This window comes from Maribacter sp. MAR_2009_72, assembly GCF_007827235.1.
GTDB classification, from domain to species: domain Bacteria; phylum Bacteroidota; class Bacteroidia; order Flavobacteriales; family Flavobacteriaceae; genus Maribacter; species Maribacter sedimenticola.
Genome location: NZ_VISB01000001.1, coordinates 2,899,016 through 2,916,465, shown reverse-complemented (window position 1 = coordinate 2,916,465; position 17,450 = coordinate 2,899,016). Strand labels below are relative to the sequence as shown.

18 protein-coding genes are annotated in these 17,450 nt (G+C 37.7%); 8 read left to right on the top strand and 10 right to left on the bottom strand.

Annotation, left to right across the window (positions count from 1 at the left end; all coding sequences use genetic code 11):
* Positions 1–56 precede the first annotated feature (56 nt).
* The 4 genes from JM81_RS12270 (at position 57) to JM81_RS12255 (ending at position 3,272) form a co-directional block, all read left to right on the top strand.
* Positions 57–803: a succinate dehydrogenase/fumarate reductase iron-sulfur subunit gene (locus tag JM81_RS12270; protein WP_089258500.1), complete on the top strand. Its 747-nt coding sequence runs from the start codon at positions 57–59 to the stop codon at positions 801–803.
* Between the two features lie 63 nt (positions 804–866).
* Positions 867–1,349, top strand: a complete 483-nt coding sequence (locus JM81_RS12265) for a very short patch repair endonuclease (protein WP_144803819.1) — start codon at positions 867–869, stop codon at positions 1,347–1,349.
* 133 nt (positions 1,350–1,482) lie between these two features.
* Positions 1,483–2,028 carry a type 1 glutamine amidotransferase domain-containing protein gene (locus JM81_RS12260; RefSeq protein ID WP_144803817.1) on the top strand — a complete coding sequence of 182 codons (546 nt, stop codon included), beginning with the start codon at positions 1,483–1,485 and terminating at the stop codon, positions 2,026–2,028.
* A gap of 83 nt (positions 2,029–2,111) precedes the next feature.
* Positions 2,112–3,272, top strand: a complete 1,161-nt coding sequence (locus JM81_RS12255) for a methionine aminotransferase (protein ID WP_144803816.1) — start codon at positions 2,112–2,114, stop codon at positions 3,270–3,272.
* Here the strand turns inward: JM81_RS12255 and JM81_RS12250 are convergent.
* The 9 genes from JM81_RS12250 to JM81_RS12210 all read right to left on the bottom strand — a co-directional run bounded on the left by JM81_RS12250 (position 3,265) and on the right by JM81_RS12210 (position 12,688).
* Entirely contained in the window at positions 3,265–4,413 is a 1,149-nt protein-coding gene (locus JM81_RS12250) for a serine hydrolase domain-containing protein (RefSeq protein WP_144803814.1), read from the bottom strand. The genes JM81_RS12255 and JM81_RS12250 overlap by 8 nt on opposite strands.
* Positions 4,414–4,424: 11 nt before the next feature.
* A complete protein-coding gene (locus JM81_RS12245; RefSeq protein WP_144803812.1) occupies positions 4,425–4,952 on the bottom strand; it encodes a GNAT family N-acetyltransferase in 528 nt (175 codons plus the stop codon).
* A 115-nt stretch (positions 4,953–5,067) separates the two neighbouring features.
* Complete coding sequence (locus tag JM81_RS12240; RefSeq protein WP_144803810.1) at positions 5,068–5,436, bottom strand: hypothetical protein; 369 nt, start codon at positions 5,434–5,436, stop codon at positions 5,068–5,070.
* Between the two features lie 498 nt (positions 5,437–5,934).
* Entirely contained in the window at positions 5,935–6,591 is a 657-nt protein-coding gene (locus JM81_RS12235) for a 3-oxoacid CoA-transferase subunit B (RefSeq protein WP_144803808.1), read from the bottom strand.
* A gap of 4 nt (positions 6,592–6,595) precedes the next feature.
* Positions 6,596–7,294 (bottom strand): CoA transferase subunit A, encoded by a 699-nt coding sequence (locus tag JM81_RS12230; protein WP_144803806.1) that lies wholly within the window; start codon positions 7,292–7,294, stop codon positions 6,596–6,598.
* A gap of 107 nt (positions 7,295–7,401) precedes the next feature.
* Positions 7,402–9,750 carry a transglycosylase domain-containing protein gene (locus JM81_RS12225; protein WP_144803804.1) on the bottom strand — a complete coding sequence of 783 codons (2,349 nt, stop codon included), beginning with the start codon at positions 9,748–9,750 and terminating at the stop codon, positions 7,402–7,404.
* Between the two features lie 2 nt (positions 9,751–9,752).
* The gene (locus JM81_RS12220; RefSeq protein WP_144803802.1) at positions 9,753–10,238 is read right to left on the bottom strand and encodes a gliding motility lipoprotein GldH; all 486 of its coding nucleotides are present in this window, start codon (positions 10,236–10,238) and stop codon (positions 9,753–9,755) included.
* The gene (locus JM81_RS12215; RefSeq protein ID WP_144803801.1) at positions 10,231–11,412 is read right to left on the bottom strand and encodes a stage 0 sporulation family protein; all 1,182 of its coding nucleotides are present in this window, start codon (positions 11,410–11,412) and stop codon (positions 10,231–10,233) included. The genes JM81_RS12220 and JM81_RS12215 overlap by 8 nt, the downstream gene beginning before the upstream one ends.
* Positions 11,413–11,656: 244 nt before the next feature.
* Complete coding sequence (locus tag JM81_RS12210) at positions 11,657–12,688, bottom strand: rhodanese-related sulfurtransferase (RefSeq protein ID WP_144803799.1); 1,032 nt, start codon at positions 12,686–12,688, stop codon at positions 11,657–11,659.
* A 352-nt stretch (positions 12,689–13,040) separates the two neighbouring features.
* Between JM81_RS12210 and recA the strand changes: the two genes are divergently transcribed.
* From recA to JM81_RS12190, 4 genes are all read left to right on the top strand, one after another.
* Complete coding sequence (recA, locus tag JM81_RS12205; protein WP_089258472.1) at positions 13,041–14,048, top strand: recombinase RecA; 1,008 nt, start codon at positions 13,041–13,043, stop codon at positions 14,046–14,048.
* Between the two features lie 78 nt (positions 14,049–14,126).
* Positions 14,127–14,552, top strand: a complete 426-nt coding sequence (locus JM81_RS12200) for a hypothetical protein (RefSeq protein ID WP_261375029.1) — start codon at positions 14,127–14,129, stop codon at positions 14,550–14,552.
* Between the two features lie 15 nt (positions 14,553–14,567).
* Positions 14,568–15,134, top strand: a complete 567-nt coding sequence (locus JM81_RS12195) for an RNA polymerase sigma factor (RefSeq protein ID WP_144803797.1) — start codon at positions 14,568–14,570, stop codon at positions 15,132–15,134.
* A gap of 33 nt (positions 15,135–15,167) precedes the next feature.
* A complete protein-coding gene (locus tag JM81_RS12190; protein WP_144803795.1) occupies positions 15,168–16,691 on the top strand; it encodes a PorT family protein in 1,524 nt (507 codons plus the stop codon).
* On the opposite strand, the gene JM81_RS12185 is transcribed toward JM81_RS12190, so the two are convergent.
* Positions 16,688–17,428 carry a lysophospholipid acyltransferase family protein gene (locus tag JM81_RS12185; RefSeq protein ID WP_144803793.1) on the bottom strand — a complete coding sequence of 247 codons (741 nt, stop codon included), beginning with the start codon at positions 17,426–17,428 and terminating at the stop codon, positions 16,688–16,690. The two genes, JM81_RS12190 and JM81_RS12185, sit on opposite strands and share 4 nt — an antisense overlap.
* Between the last annotated feature and the right edge of the window lie 22 nt (positions 17,429–17,450).

Genomic DNA, 17,450 nt, shown 5'->3' with positions numbered 1-17,450 from the left:
AGCTATTAGATCTGATGTTCATCAGAGATTAATACTCATTACTCAATACTTAAAATATGAATCTGACATTAAAAATTTGGAGACAACCTAATGCCCAAACCAAGGGTAAAATGGTCGATTATAAAGTGACAGAGATTTCAGAACATATGTCGTTTCTAGAAATGATGGATGTTTTAAATGAACAACTTATCAATAAAGGTGAAGAGCCTGTTGCTTTTGACCATGATTGTAGGGAAGGTATCTGTGGAATGTGTTCCATGTTCATAAACGGTGAGGCACATGGCCCGGATAGAGGCGTAACTACTTGCCAGTTACATATGCGTATGTTCAAGGACGGTGATACGATTACAATAGAACCATTTAGGGCAAAGGCATTCCCGGTAATTAAGGATTTGGTGGTAGATAGAAGCTCTTTTGACCGTATACAACATGCAGGCGGTTATATTTCAGTAAATACCTCTGGAAACACCCAAGATGCAAATGCCATACCAATATCCAAACATGCAGCGGATGAAGCAATGGATGCAGCAACCTGTATTGGTTGTGGGGCTTGTGTAGCAAGTTGTAAAAATGCATCGGCAATGTTGTTCGTTGGTGCTAAGGTTTCCCAATATGCATTATTGCCCCAAGGGCGTATAGAGGCAGTTGATCGTGTTAAAAACATGGTGGCACAAATGGATTTGGAAGGCTTTGGAAACTGTAGCAATACGGGAGCTTGCGAAATAGAATGCCCAAAAGGAATTTCATTGGAGAATATTGCCAGGATGAACCGTGAGTACTTAATGGCCAATGTAAAGGACTAATCTTGTAATCATAAAGTTTTATAAATCCCGGCCATTTTGGTTCGGGATTTTTTAATTTTAAAAATGTCCAAAAAGTATCCCGAAAAACGTATTATCGTACCAAGGTTCAATGAAGCATCTGGGTTTTATACTACTCCACAGCGCTCTAAGATTATGAGCAAAATACGTGGAAAGAACACCTTACCTGAACTTGCTTTTAGAAAAGCGCTTTACGCAGCCGGGTACAGATACCGTATTGACTATAAAAGATTAATTGGCAAACCAGATATTGCCATGCCTAAATATAAAACGGTCATTTTCATTGATGGCGAATATTGGCATGGAAAGAATTGGGAGAAACGTAAGCCTAACATTAAAACCAATCGTGAATTTTGGATTGCCAAAATAGAACGAAATATGCAGCGAGATCAAGAAGTAAACCAAGAATTAAAACAATTGGGGTTTACGGTATTCAGGTTTTGGGAAACCGAGATAAAGAAAAATCTCAATTCGTGTCTTACCATTGTCATAGAGCATCTAAATGAGATGCAACGGAGCACAAAATGAATTTTTTAAAGTTCATTTAATATATGTTTAACCCTTCCCAACCCTTATTTAATAAGGCCTTAACGGACCATGGCATTCATAATTTGTAATTTGGTATCAAACAAATTATTAATCTATTAAAACAATATATATTATGAAGAAGATAGCAATTTTAGCTACAAATGGTTTTGAGGAAAGTGAATTAAAATCTCCAAAAGAAGCAATGGAAAAAGAAGGTTTTAAAGTAGACATTGTAAGTTTGGAAAAAGGGGAGATAAAAGGATGGGCAGACGGAAATTGGTCCAATAGCTATACCGTAGACAAAACTTTAAATGAAGTACGGGCCGAAGATTATAAAGCCCTGGTTTTACCGGGTGGAGTAATCAATCCAGATTTGCTAAGAAGGGAAGAAACAGCTTTAAGTTTTGTACGTGACTTCTTTAAATTGAAAAAACCTGTAGCAGCAATCTGTCATGCTCCATGGACTTTAATCAGTGCTGGTGTAGTTGAAGGGCGCAAAATGACCTCTTTTAACTCCATTAAAGATGACTTGGTAAATGCAGGGGCCAATTGGGTAGACCAAGAGGTTGTTGTTGATGAAGGTTTTGTAACAAGTAGAAATCCAGATGATTTGCCGGCTTTTAATTCTAAATTGATAGAGGAGATAAAAGAAGGAAAACATGAAATGCAACATGCATAATTCATGGTATTGGAATAAAAAAGGCCCAACCTTGAGGTTGGGCCTTTTTTATGTGCATTTTTGAATTTCTTACATTTACTACCATGGAATATAGTTCACATATAGGCAACTCTAAATTACCTAAGGTAGAAACCACAATTTTTACGACCGTAGGAAATCTAGCCAGAAAATATAATGCAATCGACCTGTCCCAAGGATTTCCCAATTTTGAAGCGGACCGGACATTGATGTCTTTGGTAAATGATGCCATGCAACATGGTCATAACCAATATGCCCCTATGCAAGGGTATTATGGACTCAGGGAAGTGATCTCAGAAAAAATAGAACAGTTGCACGTTCATTGCTATAGTCCGGAACGTGAGATAACTATTACTGTGGGGGCCACTCAAGCTATCTTTACGGCCATTACGGCATTTATTCATAAAGGTGATGAGGTAATTGTCATAAAGCCGGCTTACGATTGTTACGAGCCTGCTATTAGGTTAAATGGTGGAATACCCGTATATCTTCAATTAAATGCTCCCGATTATAAAATAGATTGGCATCTTTTCCGGCAAAAATTAACCGATAAGACCAAAATGGTCATCATCAACACTCCACATAATCCCAGTGGTACAATTTTGTCAAAAAGGGATATGGAACAATTAGAAGCAATTTTAAAGCCGACCAATGTTATTTTATTAAGTGATGAAGTTTATGAACATATTATTTTTGATGGGGCAGATCATGAAAGTGCTTCCAGATTTCCAGGTTTAGCAAATAGAACCTTTGTATGCGCTTCCTTTGGAAAGACTTTTCATGTTACCGGATGGAAAATGGGGTATTGTGCTGCGCCGGAAAGCCTTATGGCTGAATTTAGAAAAGTACATCAATTTGCTGTTTTTTGTGTTGACCATCCAGTGCAATGCGCAATGGCAACCTATTTAAAAAATGCGTCGCACTATTTAGGATTGAATGATTTTTACCAGAAAAAACGTGATTTCTTTCTAGATGGGATAAAATCGTCTAAATTTAAATATAAACCTTCCCAAGGCACCTATTTTCAACTATTGCAATACACTCCCTTAACTAAGGAAAGAGATGAAGTATTGGCAGAACGCCTTATAATAGAAAACGGATTGGCTTCTATTCCTATATCTTCCTTCAATGTAGCTAATAGAAATGATTATATGCTTAGGTTTTGTTTTGCCAAAAAGAAAGAGACATTGGAAAAAGCGGCAGAAATATTATGCAACCTTAATTAAATGCCGAGTTGATTTTAGTCATGAAATCCCCAATTTTGTTCGGTTCTAACCAACGTGTAACAACGACCATATTATGGGTTTTATCAATCACGATAAAATTTCCTCCAAAACCTGCGGCGTAATAAATATCTTCAGATAGACCTTGCCAATGCCTATCACCTTTTTTGTTAAGCCACCACATAAACCCATAATTTACATTAGGAATAGACGGTGTGGTTGCTTTTTTAATCCAATTGGATGAAACTAATTGTTCATTTTGCCATTTTCCATTATTTAAGAATAGAAGACCGAAACGTGCCATGTCCTCTGCACTTATAAATATACCTGCACCGGAATGCCCACCGCCAGTAACTGATTTCATTTGCAAACCATCAATTTCTGTCCAAGCATTATCATAACCAAACCACCGCCATGTAGAAGAAGCCCCAATTTTATCCATGATATGTTCTTTTAATACAAGTGGCATAGGTTTACGCCAAACATGGGTCAAAGCATAGGCAAGTACGTTAACCCTAACATCGTTATACTCCATGACGGTACCAGGCTCTTTTGGGGTATCCAGTTTCCAATCATCAATACCCCCGTTCCGTGGTGGCCTATCTGCCCAGTCCTTACCTCCCCAAAGTTCACCAGACCAAGCTGAATTTTGCTGCAATAAATGTTTCCAGGTAATCTTAGCATTGTGTGCCCCATCAAAGGTGCCGTCCCAAATATAATCGCCAACCAAATCTTTAGTGTCCCGTATCAACCCTTTATCCTCGGCCAGACCAGCCATTGTACTTAAAAAGCTTTTAGTGACGCTAAAGGTCATATCCACTCTTTTGATATCTCCCCATTGCGCAACTATGTAACCATCTTTAATGATCAATCCGGCCGGGCCTCCCCGTTTTTTGGTAGGTCCCATAATCTGATGGAAGGGCTCGCGCTCAAAACCCTTTAATATAGCAATCCTTAAATCTCTGGATCCAGAATATTCATTGGCTTCTGCGAAAGCAACTGCTGAATTTAACTTTGACTCATCTATATGAAAATCATTTGGTGACCGTTGTTCCCAACTTGAATGGGCATTTGGAAAATAAGGTTGTTGTGCATTGCCTATAAAACTGAACAGTAGGCATATCGTAAAATAACTGATTTTCATTACCGTAAATTTTATAACAAGGTACTTAATTTAAAACCCATTAACCAATCTGTCTGTTGGTCAGATCCAATTAAGTATGGATGTGTCCCAAACTTTACGAAACCGTTATTTTGATAAAAATTTATGGCCTTGGTATTGTATTCCCACACCCCTAACCATAATCGCTCTTTATGTTTAACTAGGGGTAGACGTTTTATAAAGTTCAATATTTCCTTGCCCAGACCCTTACCTTGATATTGTGGTAAAACATATATGCGTTCAAGTTCAATATGATCGGCCTTTTTAATATCTGTTTGCGCACTATTGATATTAAGTTTAAAATAACCGACAATGTTGTCCTTTATTCGTGCGAAATAAAAGAAACTATTTTCATCAAGAAGCTCTTCTTTAATTTTTTCAAGGGCAAAGGCAGAAGAAATATAGTTCTTAAAATCTTGGGGATTGTTATCCTTTTCAAAGGCAGCAATAAATGTTTGCTCTGATATTTCCTTTAATGATTTCAGGTCAGTTAACGTACATAGGGTATAGTTAAGTTCCATAGTACGAATATAAAAAAAGGAGCAAATTTCTTTGCTCCTGGTCGGGGGAAATATAAACTATAGTTTAGATGGGCATTCAACGGTTAATTCATTGTAAATAATTGTAAAACTATTTCTAATTGGTCTTAAGGGCAAAAATATTGCCTTGTGAACGTATGAGCATGGTGCCTTCCTCTGTCTCTTTCATTTCCAGAACATCGTTAGGAAAATCCGTACCGGGATAGCTAACTATATAATGACCGTTTTCATAAGTCCATTTAAAATCGGTCAGAAATACTATTTGACCATCTTTATACCCGTGAAATCTGCCTAGATATACATCATTAAAGATATACTCCTCATTATCTATGACCATTTTGTTGGTATTTGTAGCGGTTTTGACCGTGTGTTTCCAAATACCTATAATTGGATCATTGTTTTCCTCAATTTTGGAACAGGACGTAAAAAATATTGTCAGTAACAGGCAATTCAACAAGAGCTTCATATTAGGTTAAGTTTATAGCGCGATTTGGGATTCACTCTAAATTACATTTCAAATATATGTAGTCTTTTTCTTACATTTCAATTTATGTGGTCAATCGCTTAAAACTTGTTGTGAAATCTAAATATTTAGAATGGCAACGTTCAACAACCTAATATGAGGGCTAGGTACAATTTTGAAAAATCAAAAAAAGAGCAAAAAAAAAGAGCGACTCAAAAAGTCGCTCTTTACATTTTGTTAAAAGTAATTTATATCATAAATAACTTTTTTGTTAGTCTCAAGAAACCGCTGATAAAATCGTTACGGTAAACTTGTACTTTTTCCTCAGAAGCAATGTGGTTAATTTGGGAGTTCATGTGGTTTTACTGTATTAAAAGGTTATCTGGTTATTTTACATCTTAAAGATACAATATAACTCCGTTATTTTTAAAATTATTGTTGTGTAGTCTTTATCTAATGTGGTAAAAAATATAAAAATCAAATTTCATCGACCAATGAACCTTATTGAATACTCATTTCGGGAACATTACCTTTAACGATCAATACACCTTCCGTTGCTTCCCTAATATCATCTACAGAAACTCCTGGAGCACGCTCCAACAATAAAAAACCATCTTCAGTAACTTCTAGCACAGCCAAATTGGTCACTATTTTCTTTACACAACCTACACCGGTTAAAGGTAAGGTACACTGCTTCAATAATTTAGATTCTCCAGCCCTGTTCGTATGCATCATTGCTACGATAATATTTTCTGCAGATGCGACCAAGTCCATAGCGCCGCCCATGCCTTTGACCATTTTACCCGGAATTTTCCAATTGGCGATATCTCCGTTTTGCGCCACCTCCATGGCTCCTAATATCGTAAGTTCTACATGTTTGCCCCTAATCATACCAAAACTAGTTGCAGAATCAAAAAATGATGCTCCTGGTAGGGCGGTAATGGTCTGTTTTCCTGCATTAATCAAATCCGCATCCTCTTCTCCATCAATGGGAAAAGGTCCCATACCCAAAATACCGTTTTCACTTTGAAATTCCACACTTATATTATCACGCACATAATTGGCCACCAATGTTGGGATACCAATGCCAAGGTTAACATAAAAGCCATCCTCTACTTCTTGTGCAATTCTTTTAGCAATGCCGTTTTTATCTAACATGGTTTTATTTTTGACGTACTGTTCGTTGTTCTATTCTTTTTTCGTAATCGGTACCTTGAAAAATGCGTTGTACAAAAATACCGGGAATATGTATTTGATTTGGGTCTAATTCCCCCGCTGGGACCAATTCTTCCACTTCCGCTACGGTAATAGTGGCAGCACCGCACATACAAGGGTTGAAATTTCTTGAAGTTCCCTTAAAAATTAAATTTCCCGCCACATCTCCCTTCCATGCTTTTACAAATGCAAAGTCAGCTTTAAACGCCTTTTCAAGAATATACATTTTACCATTGAACTCCCTGACCTCTTTTCCTTCTGCGACCTCTGTTCCGTAACCCGCGGGTGTATAAAAAGCCGGTATACCCGCTTGTGCGGCCCTGCATTTTTCCGCTAGAGTTCCTTGTGGTGTCAATTCAACTTCTAATTCGCCGCTAAGCATTTGTCGTTCAAACTCATCGTTCTCCCCAACATAGGATGACACCATTTTTTTAATTTGATGTTGATGCAACAATAACCCTAGGCCAAAATCATCAACTCCCGCATTATTGGAAATACAGGTAAGATCTTTTACACCCAATCGTACCAATTCACTAATAGCGTTCTCAGGTATACCACATAAGCCAAAACCACCTAACATAAAGGTCATTCCGTCATGTACACCTGCCAATGCATCACTTACATCTTTTACAGTCTTACGTATCATTTTCTTATTAATTATCTTGTCACTAATTTACCGATTAAAAATGGGATTAAATAAAAAAAGTCTTAGCGAATGCTAAGACTTTCTTCATATTTTATAGTAGAAATTTTTTAAAAATCAAGGTCTTCAAGGTCATCTTCAATATCATCTTCCTCCTTATTGGTAGCCGAAAACTTTTCACAGTCTATCTCAATTGACATATTCTCGGGCTTCTCAAAATCATCCTTGGAAATCCCTAGTTCTTCATCCGCATAATTCTTGGTCATATATAACCCCCAAATAGGTAGAGCCATTGAGGCGCCCTGCCCATAGGTAATACTTTTAAAATGCACAGATCTCTCTTCGCCACCTACCCAAACACCGGTTACCAAGTTGGGTACCATGCCCATAAACCAACCATCACTATTATTTTGTGTAGTACCCGTTTTACCCGCAATAGGGTTCGTTAATTTATAAGGATACCCGGTAATGATCTCATCATACTCTCCTCTCCATTTATTAACTCCCGTTGTTCTCAATCGTGTACCGGAACCCCCTTGGGTTACCCCTTTCATCAAATCTAAAATTGCGTAAGAAACATCCTTGCTCAAAACATCTTTGGTTTCGGGTACATATTCATATAGAACAGTACCATCCTTGTTTTCTATACGTGTAACCATTACCGGTTTTACATAAACACCTTGGTTTGCAAATGCTCCATACGCACCTACCATTTCATATACATTGGCGTCCAATGTACCCAAGGCTATAGCAGGTACTTCCAGAATATCACCGGTAAGCCCTAGATTACGCACCATGCTTACTACAGATTTAGGTCCTACCTCATCAATTAATTGCGCGGTTACGGTATTTACGGAATTTGCCAAGGCCGTTTTTAATGTAAAACTCTTACCTGAATATTTTAAGTCCGAGTTTCTGGGGCACCAAGGTTCAATATTACCATGCTTGCCTGCTTCTATACAATATTGTGTATCTGGTCTAGTTTCGCAGGGAGATAATCTTAATTGATCTATAGCGGCAGCATACACAAAAGGTTTAAAGGTAGAACCGGCCTGCCTAGCTCCTTGGATAACATTATCATATTGAAAATGTTTGTAATTTATGCCCCCTACCCAAGCCTTTACATGGCCTGTCTGAGGTTCCATGGACATCATGGCCGTTCTTAAAAAAGTTTTGTAATAACGAATGGAATCCATTGGGGTAAGTACGGTATCCTTTTCCTTTGTATCACTGTTCCAATCAAAAACAGTCATTTCCGTTTTTTTGTTAAAAGACTCGCGAATCTCCTTTTCAGATTTTCCGGCCTCTTTCATAATACGCCACCTCTCCGATGTTTTCATGGCCCGTTCCATAATCATGGTGGTTTCCTCTGGTGTAATATCCGAAAAAGGTGTGGTCTTATTTCTAGCAGGGGTATTTTGGTTAAAAAATTCTGCTTGAAGTTTGGTCATATGTTCCTCAACGGCCTCTTCCGCATTGGCTTGCATCTTTGAATCTATGGTCGTGTAAATCTTTAGGCCGTCCAAATAAAGATTGTAACGGTCACGCCCCCCATCTATGGCAGGCTTAGGATTCTTTTCTATCCACTCCTTCATAAAACGTTGCAGGTACATTCTAAAATAGGTGGCCAAACCTTCCCTATGGTTTTCAGGATTAAAATTAATATCCATTTTTAGGGCTTGTAGGGAATCTTTCTCTAATGAGGTAATGTAATCGTATTTGGCCATTTGGGCAAGTACTACATCTCTCCTATTCTTGACCATTTCTTCCCTTCGTAGTGGGTTGAACAACGATGAATTCTTGAACATACCCACCAACATGGCAGATTCCTCTGTTTTAAGATCTTTTGGTTCTTTGCCAAAATAGATACGTGCCGCTGATCTAATTCCGTCTGCATTATTACCAAAATCATAAATATTAAAATACATACTTATAATCTCTTCCTTGGTATAACTACGCTCTAACCGGATTGCCAAGACCCATTCCTTTATTTTCTGCTTTATGGCATCGAACTTACTTCTGGAACGCACACCTACAAAAAGTTGTCTTGCCAACTGTTGAGATATGGTACTTGCCCCACCTTTGCTACCTAAATATGCAAAAGCCCTAACCGTACCCCTAGCATCTATTCCAGAATGGTCTCTAAAACGGGCATCTTCGGTTGCGATCAATGCATTGACCAAATTATCTGGCAGATCTTCAAATTTTACATCCGTGCGGTTATCGTCCAAATAAAATTTTCCTAATAGCGTACCATCGGAAGAAATAATCTGCGAAGCCAAATTGGTCTGCGGGTTTTCTAGATATTCATATGGTGGCAATTCTCCGAACAAGCCCCATGAAGCCGATAGAAATATTAGGGCTACCAAGGCAAAGCCTGAAATGAATAAAATCCAAAACCATAAAATGAATTTGGTAAAACTATTGTTCGTTACTTTCTTTTTAACCGCTTTTGCCATAATTACGGATTGTTTTTTGTTACTTCTATTCCTACGTCTGTTATACCTTCAAGGCCAATAATACCAGTAACACTGCCATTTTTACGCATTGCGTGCGAAACCTCTATAGTATATACGCCAGAAGACCCAAAAACGATGTCTTCCTTATACCATAATTTATTTTCCTTGACACTACCGCTTCCTTTTCCTAACCACGTGCCGTCCGGTAAGGCCATAGCATATTCCAACGTATCTTTCGTTACCTCACCTTCCGGAGTTGTCATTGCAGCGATGATAAATAGATTGCTATATGGATATTTAGTATCATTGCGCACATTTATAAATATATTATGCGGTTGTACGGTATCATTGGTCTTAACAGAAAATTCAAGAACATTGTCCTTGTCCCAAACACCGTCCTTTAAAGATTGGTATTCTGACTGTACGATATTGGAATTACAGGAGGAAATAAACATTACCGCCAAAATGCAAAAAGATAGATTACGCATTTTTTTGATTTCTTTTACGATTTCTGTTCTTGTTCTTATTTCGGTTTCTATTCTTGTTCTTATTTCTATTGTTCTTGCCCTTGGGCTTATCAAAACGGGTTAAGCTATCTTGACCAACAACATTTTCAAAAACCACTTTTTCTTCTACATTGACATCAATTGCATACATTTCCAAACTAGCAACTTTTTCCTTCTTTTTATTCTTGGCCAAAATTGTATTCACTTGGTCCTTGGTAAGAACATGCCAGTTGCCCGGGTCTTCTTTATAGGAAAACCACAACATTTCCTTAAAAATGTCTGTCTTCTGACAAAATGCCAATCCCTTATCGGTAAATAATTTGGTGTCTTGGGAAGGAAAATCTTTTAGGGCGTCCAAATATACGTCCAACTCATAGTTAAGGCAACATTTGAGTTTACCACATTGTCCTGCCAATTTCTGTGGATTTAGGGATAATTGTTGGTAACGTGCCGCAGAAGTACTCACCGATCTAAAGTCCGTAAGCCAAGTAGAACAACATAGTTCCCTACCACAAGAACCAATGCCTCCTAAACGTTGTGCTTCTTGACGGTAACCTATTTGGCGCATTTCAATACGTATACCAAAAGCTTTTGCCATATCCTTAATGAGCTGGCGAAAATCTACGCGTTCGTCTGCGGTGTAATAAAATGTGGCCTTGGAACCATCTCCCTGAAATTCCACATCTGAAATTTTCATCTGAAGTTTAAGGATAATGGCAATTTCGCGCGCTCTCTTTTTAATCTCCTCTTCCCTATTACGGCATTTTTGCCAAATATCGATATCTTTTTGGGTGGCCTTACGGTAGATTTTAGAAGCGCTTGTTTCGTCAAAAGATTCCTTCTTTCGCTTCATCTGTACCCTTACCAGTTCTCCCGTTAGGGTAACCATACCGATATCATGCCCGGATTGGGCCTGTGTGGCAACGATATCGCCAATAGAAAGTGAAAGATTTTCCGTATTCCTGAAAAATTCCTTCCTGCTATTCTTAAATCTTACCTCAACAAAATCGAATGGCCGTTCCCCGTTGGGGAGCGACATATTTGAAAGCCAGTCAAAAACTGTCAGTTTATTGCAACCATCTGTACCGCAAGTACCGTTATTCTTGCATCCCTTTGGTTGTCCATCCTTACCGGTAGAACAACTACTACAACCCATATTATATATATTGATTTGGCCGAATTTTTAAAAATTCACCAAAAAAGGTTCATAAAAAACTTATAGGTAAAGATACAGTTTTTTTAATGTGAAATGAAAGCATAGTTTATGACCATCATTTAATAAAGTTACCAGATGCGGGCCTTTAACAACGCAATTACTATTTACTTACTCCACATTTCTTTCCTAATAAAATAAGGCTGATTTAAGCGCAAATCCTGTATTTTACTATATAGTACGCACATTACTTTTTAAACTTAAGCACTTCTGACCTACCTTTTTTAAAAATTTTATTACTGACCACTTTACCTTTTCTTAGAGCCTTTTGTTCTTCATATGGTAATTCATGAATTTCCTTACAAGCGTCTGAACAACAGTTGTTCATCTTTTCTGCACAACTTTTACATTGTATGAACAGTAAATGGCAAGCTTCATTGGCACAATTGACATGATCATCGCAAGGTGCACCACATTGGTGGCAATTGGCAATAATGTCATCACTTATACGCTCGCCCCTTCTATGGTCGAACACAAAATTTTTGCCCCTAAATTTATTTTCAAGTTTCTTTTTTTCAATTTGGCGCGTATACTCTATGATACCTCCTTCCAATTGGTAAACCTTCTCAAATCCTTTATGTTTATAATAAGCACTGGCTTTTTCACAGCGGATTCCGCCTGTACAATACATGACCAGTTTTTTATCCTTTTTATGGTCTGCCAAATCCTGCTCAATAATATCCAATGAATCCCTAAATGTATCTACGTCAGGTGTTATTGCATTTTTAAAGTGGCCTATTTCACTTTCATAATGATTGCGCATATCTACCAATACGGTGTCAGGGTCTTCAATAAGTTCGTTGAACTTTTCTGCATCTACATGAATGCCTTTATTGGTAACATCAAAAGTATGGTCGTTTAGTCCATCTGCTACAATTTTATGCCGCACTTTCACCTTTAATTTTAAAAAAGAAAGATTGTCCTGCTCAATGGCAATGTTCAGGCGAACATTTTCCAAAAAGGAAATGCTATCCAGATGTTGCTTGAATTTATCAAAATTCTCTGCCGGCACGGATAATTGTGCGTTAATTCCTTCATGAGCGACATAGATTCTTCCAAGGACCTCCAGTTCGTTCCAATGAATGAACAGATGATTTCTAAATATTTCCGGATTGCCAATATGTGCATAGGTGTAGAAAGAAATGGTTAGGCGCTCCTTACCCGCTTCTTCAATTAAAGCGGCTCTTTCTTTTGCACTTAATGTATTGTACAGTTGCATGCTATACCAATAGTTTTAAGTTAAAAAAATAAAGTAAGGTGCAAAAGTAAGCATTATTAAGAAATCAAAAGATATAGTGACCGTCCAGCGGTAGGTCATAAAAAGAGCCTAGGTGCATCTAGGCTCTTTTTGACTATTCCATTTTCTTTCTTCTTCATAGCATTCTTTCAGAATATAAAAAAAGGAAATAGCCACCAGTAGTCCGTTGACACTAAAACAACGGATAATATTTTTATTGAACTACGTTCAATTTTAAATAAGATGCCTAAAGATTAAAATGGTTGCGTTATCAGATTCATAATTATACAATTCAAAAAAGAAATGGTAAATTAGCCTTCCAAAAAAACAAAAAATGAGTTCGGAAAAAGAAGCAAAATTAAAAGCATTAAAGTTGACCCTTGACAAAATGGATAAGACCTATGGCAAGGGCGCTGTAATGAAAATGGGCGATAGTGTTGTTGCAGACGTTGAAGTAATACCTTCCGGCTCATTAGGATTGGATATTGCGTTAGGTGTAGGCGGATATCCTAGAGGTCGTGTAATTGAAATTTACGGACCGGAATCTTCGGGTAAGACCACATTAACCTTACACGCCATTGCCGAAGCCCAAAAAAATGGAGGAATCGCGGCATTTATAGATGCTGAACACGCATTTGATCGTTTCTATGCTCAAAAATTGGGTGTAGACATAGATAATTTAATTATTTCACAACCGGATAATGGTGAACAAGGTCTGGAAATAGCGGACAATTTAATTCGCTCGGGGGCTATTGATATTGTCGTTATTGATTCCGTAGCTGCCTTGACCCCAAAAAGTGAGATCGAAGGAGAAATGGGTGATTCTAAAATGGGACTTCATGCCCGTTTAATGTCACAGGCATTGAGAAAACTTACAGGATCGATCAGCAAGACCCATTGTACCGTAATTTTCATTAACCAATTGCGAGAAAAAATTGGGGTTATGTTCGGAAATCCGGAAACCACCACCGGTGGTAACGCCCTTAAGTTCTATGCTTCCGTTCGTCTGGATATAAGAAGGTCTACCCAGATCAAGGATACGGACGGTAATGTACAAGGTAACAAGACCAGGGTCAAAGTTGTGAAGAACAAGGTTGCACCCCCATTTCGTACAACAGAATTCGATATCATGTATGGGGAAGGCATTTCTAAGGTCGGTGAAGTAATTGACCTAGGTGTTGAATATGAAATTATTAAGAAAAGTGGATCGTGGTTTAGCTATGGTGATACCAAGCTAGGTCAAGGTCGTGATGCCGTAAAAGGAATTTTACTGGATAATCCAGAACTATTTGAAGAACTGGACGGTAAAATTAGGGAGGCCATTAAAGCATTGAACGCTTAAAAGCCCATATATTAGAAAATCACAATAGCATCTACGCAACCATTGCCAGCTATTTTCATCTTATGAAAAAATATTTATATGATGAGAACAAAATTTATACTGTTGGCCGCATTGGTAGCTTTTTTAAGCAATGGTTGTTCACTAGATGACGATGCGCCAAACTTCCATTTTACCGCATTGGAGATTGTTGATGCAGAATTACCGGAATCCTTTGATTTTAACAGGACGTATGAAATCAAGGTCAATTATATAAAACCGGACAGTTGCACAAATTATGAGGGTTTTGATGTAATCAAGGATTCATTGACCGTTAGAAGTGTCGTTGCCATTGGTTCTGTAAGATTGGATGTTGATGACTGTACGGAGGAAGCTGTGGAGCAAACCGCTTCGTTCAACTTTACCGTTATATATAATGAACCCTATAAATTCAAATTTTATACAGGTGACAACAGCGAAGGCGAAGCTGAATATTTTGAAGTAATAGTGCCGGTAAACGAACCTTAATCTAATAATCCCTTTGTGAGTCTAGAAGAGCTCATACAAAATTGTAAAAAAAACGATCGTAAAGCACAGGAACTATTGTATAGGGCCTATGCAACGACCTTATATGGCATTTGCCTAAAATATTCCAATTCCAAGTCAGAAGCGGAAGATAGCCTTCATGATAGCTTTATGACCATCTATGATAAAATTGGCCAATATAAGGGAAAAGGCTCTTTTGAAGGGTGGATCAAAAGAATAACCATAAATACGGTACTACAGAAATATAGAAGAGAAGAATATTTAAAAGTAGTTACCGATAATATTGAAGAAGAGGTCACTATAGATGATGCGTATAGTGACATCTGTCTTCAGACCTTGTTAAGGTATATTCAAGAATTACCAAATAAATATCGTACAACGTTCAATTTATATGTTCTGGACGGTTATACCCATAAAGAAATTAGCGAGCTACTTGGGACCTCTATAGGAACCAGCAAGTCCAATCTTGCAAGGGCCCGTACATTATTAAAAGAAAAAATAGAAGCAAAAGCTTCCCAATCAATTATTGGAATATTAATGCTGATAACAACACATGTATTCTAACGACAATTGGTTGAAAACCTGAAATCTTAAAAGATGCAGAAAAAGAAATTAGACGAATTTTTCCAAGAAAAATTCTTGGACTTCAAGGAAACACCGGACAATAAGGTATGGCGTTCCATTGATGCGTCACTTGACAAAAAAAGAAAAAAGCGCGGTATACCCCTTTGGTGGCAAATAGGAGGTATAGCGGCCGCAATTACATTAGGGGTGTTTTTACTTAATCCGTTTACGGAAAAGGAACATTTACAGGAAATAATTGTGGATACCAATAAAAGTATTGACGATAAGGATTCCTTAAAAACTTTGGAAAATGTGTTGGATACTAATATTAAAACCGATGAAATTTTAGTTCAAGAGAACACTGCTGCCCAAGCACATTCACAAGTTGAAAGTAATGGAAGCGAAAGCCATACCAATGGCCAAAAAGCTTTGGTGCGGCAAAATGACGACCCTAATGACCTAGGTAACGAATCTAATGAAAAGTCTCAACTGGCAACCCATGACCAACAAATAAATAACAATACAGAAAAAACCCCTTCCGCATCAAAATTATTTGGTCAAAGAGTATATAGTGAACAAAGTTTGGCTAACACTACCATGAAGGAGAATCAGCAAGAACATTTACACGATCAAAAATTATCATCAGGGGATGTCCTTTTGACAAATAAGGCTCAAGACACCCAAAAAGAAATCGAGAAACAAGTGAAAGGCACTACAGTTCTAAATCCTGATGAAAATGCGGTAGCCGAGAATGAAGGGAAAAAATCCATTTTTGAGGAAATTCAAGAGCAGGATACAGAAGATAAAATTGCCGTAAACAAAGATAAATGGTCTGCCGGACCAAGTGTTGCCCCTGTATACTTTAATGCCGTTGGTAAAGGGTCACCAGTGAATTCAATTTTTGTTCCTAATTCTAAATCTGGTAATATCAATTTAAGTTATGGGGTTTCCGTAGCATATGCCGTTTCCAAAAAATTGACCATACGTTCGGGTATTAATAAGGTAGATTATGGATATAATACAGAGGATGTGGCATTTTCTTCTTCACAAAACGCCTTATCCGCAAACGGACAGCTATCAACAATTGATTATGCCGAAACCTCAAGTTCATTGACCATTTCAAGTAAAAAGGTCACTTCAGATAAATTCAACACTGCCACTACTTCTTTTGACGTAAGTGCAAAAACTGCTGCCAGGGAGGGTTTTATGTCGCAACAACTAGGCTACCTGGAATTGCCTTTGGAAATGAATTATGCACTAATGGACAAAAAATTTGGCATTGACCTTATTGGTGGTGTCAGCTCCTTATTTTTGATTGATAATGCGGTTTCATTGACCGCTGGTGAACTGACTACGGAAATAGGCAAGGCCAACAATATAAACAGTGTCAATTTTAGCGCCAACATGGGTTTTGGCCTTAATTACAAGTTCACCCCCAAGATCAGGTTTAATATTGAGCCTATTTTTAAATACCAACTAAATACTTTTTCTGAAATCAATGGTACGTTTAGACCATATTCCATAGGGGTATATAGCGGGGTTAATTTTAAGTTTTAAACCATCGATGTCAAATCCTTTAAAATTAACGTTCTTACCGTATTGCGTAAATTTACGGTATCGGTTACATTCAAATTTTTTGTAGTGATAAATGAATGGACTTTGGCCCTACATTTTCCAGGACCACCGCTAAAAAATGTAAAAGGGAAACGTTCTTTATTATCATAAAATGTCATAGGTACCACAGGAATTTGGTGCGCAATGGCCATTTTAAAGGCACCGTCCTTAAATTTATCCAAAATGATATGCTCATCCGGAACCCCGCCTTCCGGGAAAATACAAATGCTTAAACCTTGTTGGAGCCTTTTTTGCGCCCTTCTGTAAACACCCGTTCTACTGCGCGAGTCCTCACGGTCTACCATAATGCAAACCCTCTTATAAAAAAACCCAAACAAAGGAATTTCAACCAATTCTTTCTTACCTACAAATACAAACGGATTTTTACTGGTTACAAGCATCAACATAATATCCAACATACTGGTATGATTGGCTACGAGCATATAACTTTTTCCTTTCTTCAATTTTTCTTCATAGGTTATCTTAGGCCAACAAAACATACCGTACAAAATAGGTTTGGCCCAAAAATTACGGGCAAGCCAAAAAAATTGGGGGTACCAACGTTCTTTTGATGCGAATATGAGCAATATGGGAAAAAACAGGATAATAGGTACGGCAACCAAAATATAAAACCAGATCCGGTAGATACTTTGACCGATTTTAGATAACGTTTCAAGCATAAATCAAAAGTAGTTATTTAGG

Coding starts and splice junctions, on each gene's coding strand:
- JM81_RS12270 (WP_089258500.1), top strand. CDS start 57: ATGAATCTGACATTAAAAATTTGGAGACAACCTAATGCCCAAACCAAG.
- JM81_RS12265 (WP_144803819.1), top strand. CDS start 867: ATGTCCAAAAAGTATCCCGAAAAACGTATTATCGTACCAAGGTTCAAT.
- JM81_RS12260 (WP_144803817.1), top strand. CDS start 1,483: ATGAAGAAGATAGCAATTTTAGCTACAAATGGTTTTGAGGAAAGTGAA.
- JM81_RS12255 (WP_144803816.1), top strand. CDS start 2,112: ATGGAATATAGTTCACATATAGGCAACTCTAAATTACCTAAGGTAGAA.
- JM81_RS12250 (WP_144803814.1), bottom strand. CDS start 4,413: ATGAAAATCAGTTATTTTACGATATGCCTACTGTTCAGTTTTATAGGC.
- JM81_RS12245 (WP_144803812.1), bottom strand. CDS start 4,952: ATGGAACTTAACTATACCCTATGTACGTTAACTGACCTGAAATCATTA.
- JM81_RS12240 (WP_144803810.1), bottom strand. CDS start 5,436: ATGAAGCTCTTGTTGAATTGCCTGTTACTGACAATATTTTTTACGTCC.
- JM81_RS12235 (WP_144803808.1), bottom strand. CDS start 6,591: ATGTTAGATAAAAACGGCATTGCTAAAAGAATTGCACAAGAAGTAGAG.
- JM81_RS12230 (WP_144803806.1), bottom strand. CDS start 7,294: ATGATACGTAAGACTGTAAAAGATGTAAGTGATGCATTGGCAGGTGTA.
- JM81_RS12225 (WP_144803804.1), bottom strand. CDS start 9,750: ATGGCAAAAGCGGTTAAAAAGAAAGTAACGAACAATAGTTTTACCAAA.
- JM81_RS12220 (WP_144803802.1), bottom strand. CDS start 10,238: ATGCGTAATCTATCTTTTTGCATTTTGGCGGTAATGTTTATTTCCTCC.
- JM81_RS12215 (WP_144803801.1), bottom strand. CDS start 11,412: ATGGGTTGTAGTAGTTGTTCTACCGGTAAGGATGGACAACCAAAGGGA.
- JM81_RS12210 (WP_144803799.1), bottom strand. CDS start 12,688: ATGCAACTGTACAATACATTAAGTGCAAAAGAAAGAGCCGCTTTAATT.
- recA (WP_089258472.1), top strand. CDS start 13,041: ATGAGTTCGGAAAAAGAAGCAAAATTAAAAGCATTAAAGTTGACCCTT.
- JM81_RS12200 (WP_261375029.1), top strand. CDS start 14,127: ATGATGAGAACAAAATTTATACTGTTGGCCGCATTGGTAGCTTTTTTA.
- JM81_RS12190 (WP_144803795.1), top strand. CDS start 15,168: ATGCAGAAAAAGAAATTAGACGAATTTTTCCAAGAAAAATTCTTGGAC.
- JM81_RS12185 (WP_144803793.1), bottom strand. CDS start 17,428: ATGCTTGAAACGTTATCTAAAATCGGTCAAAGTATCTACCGGATCTGG.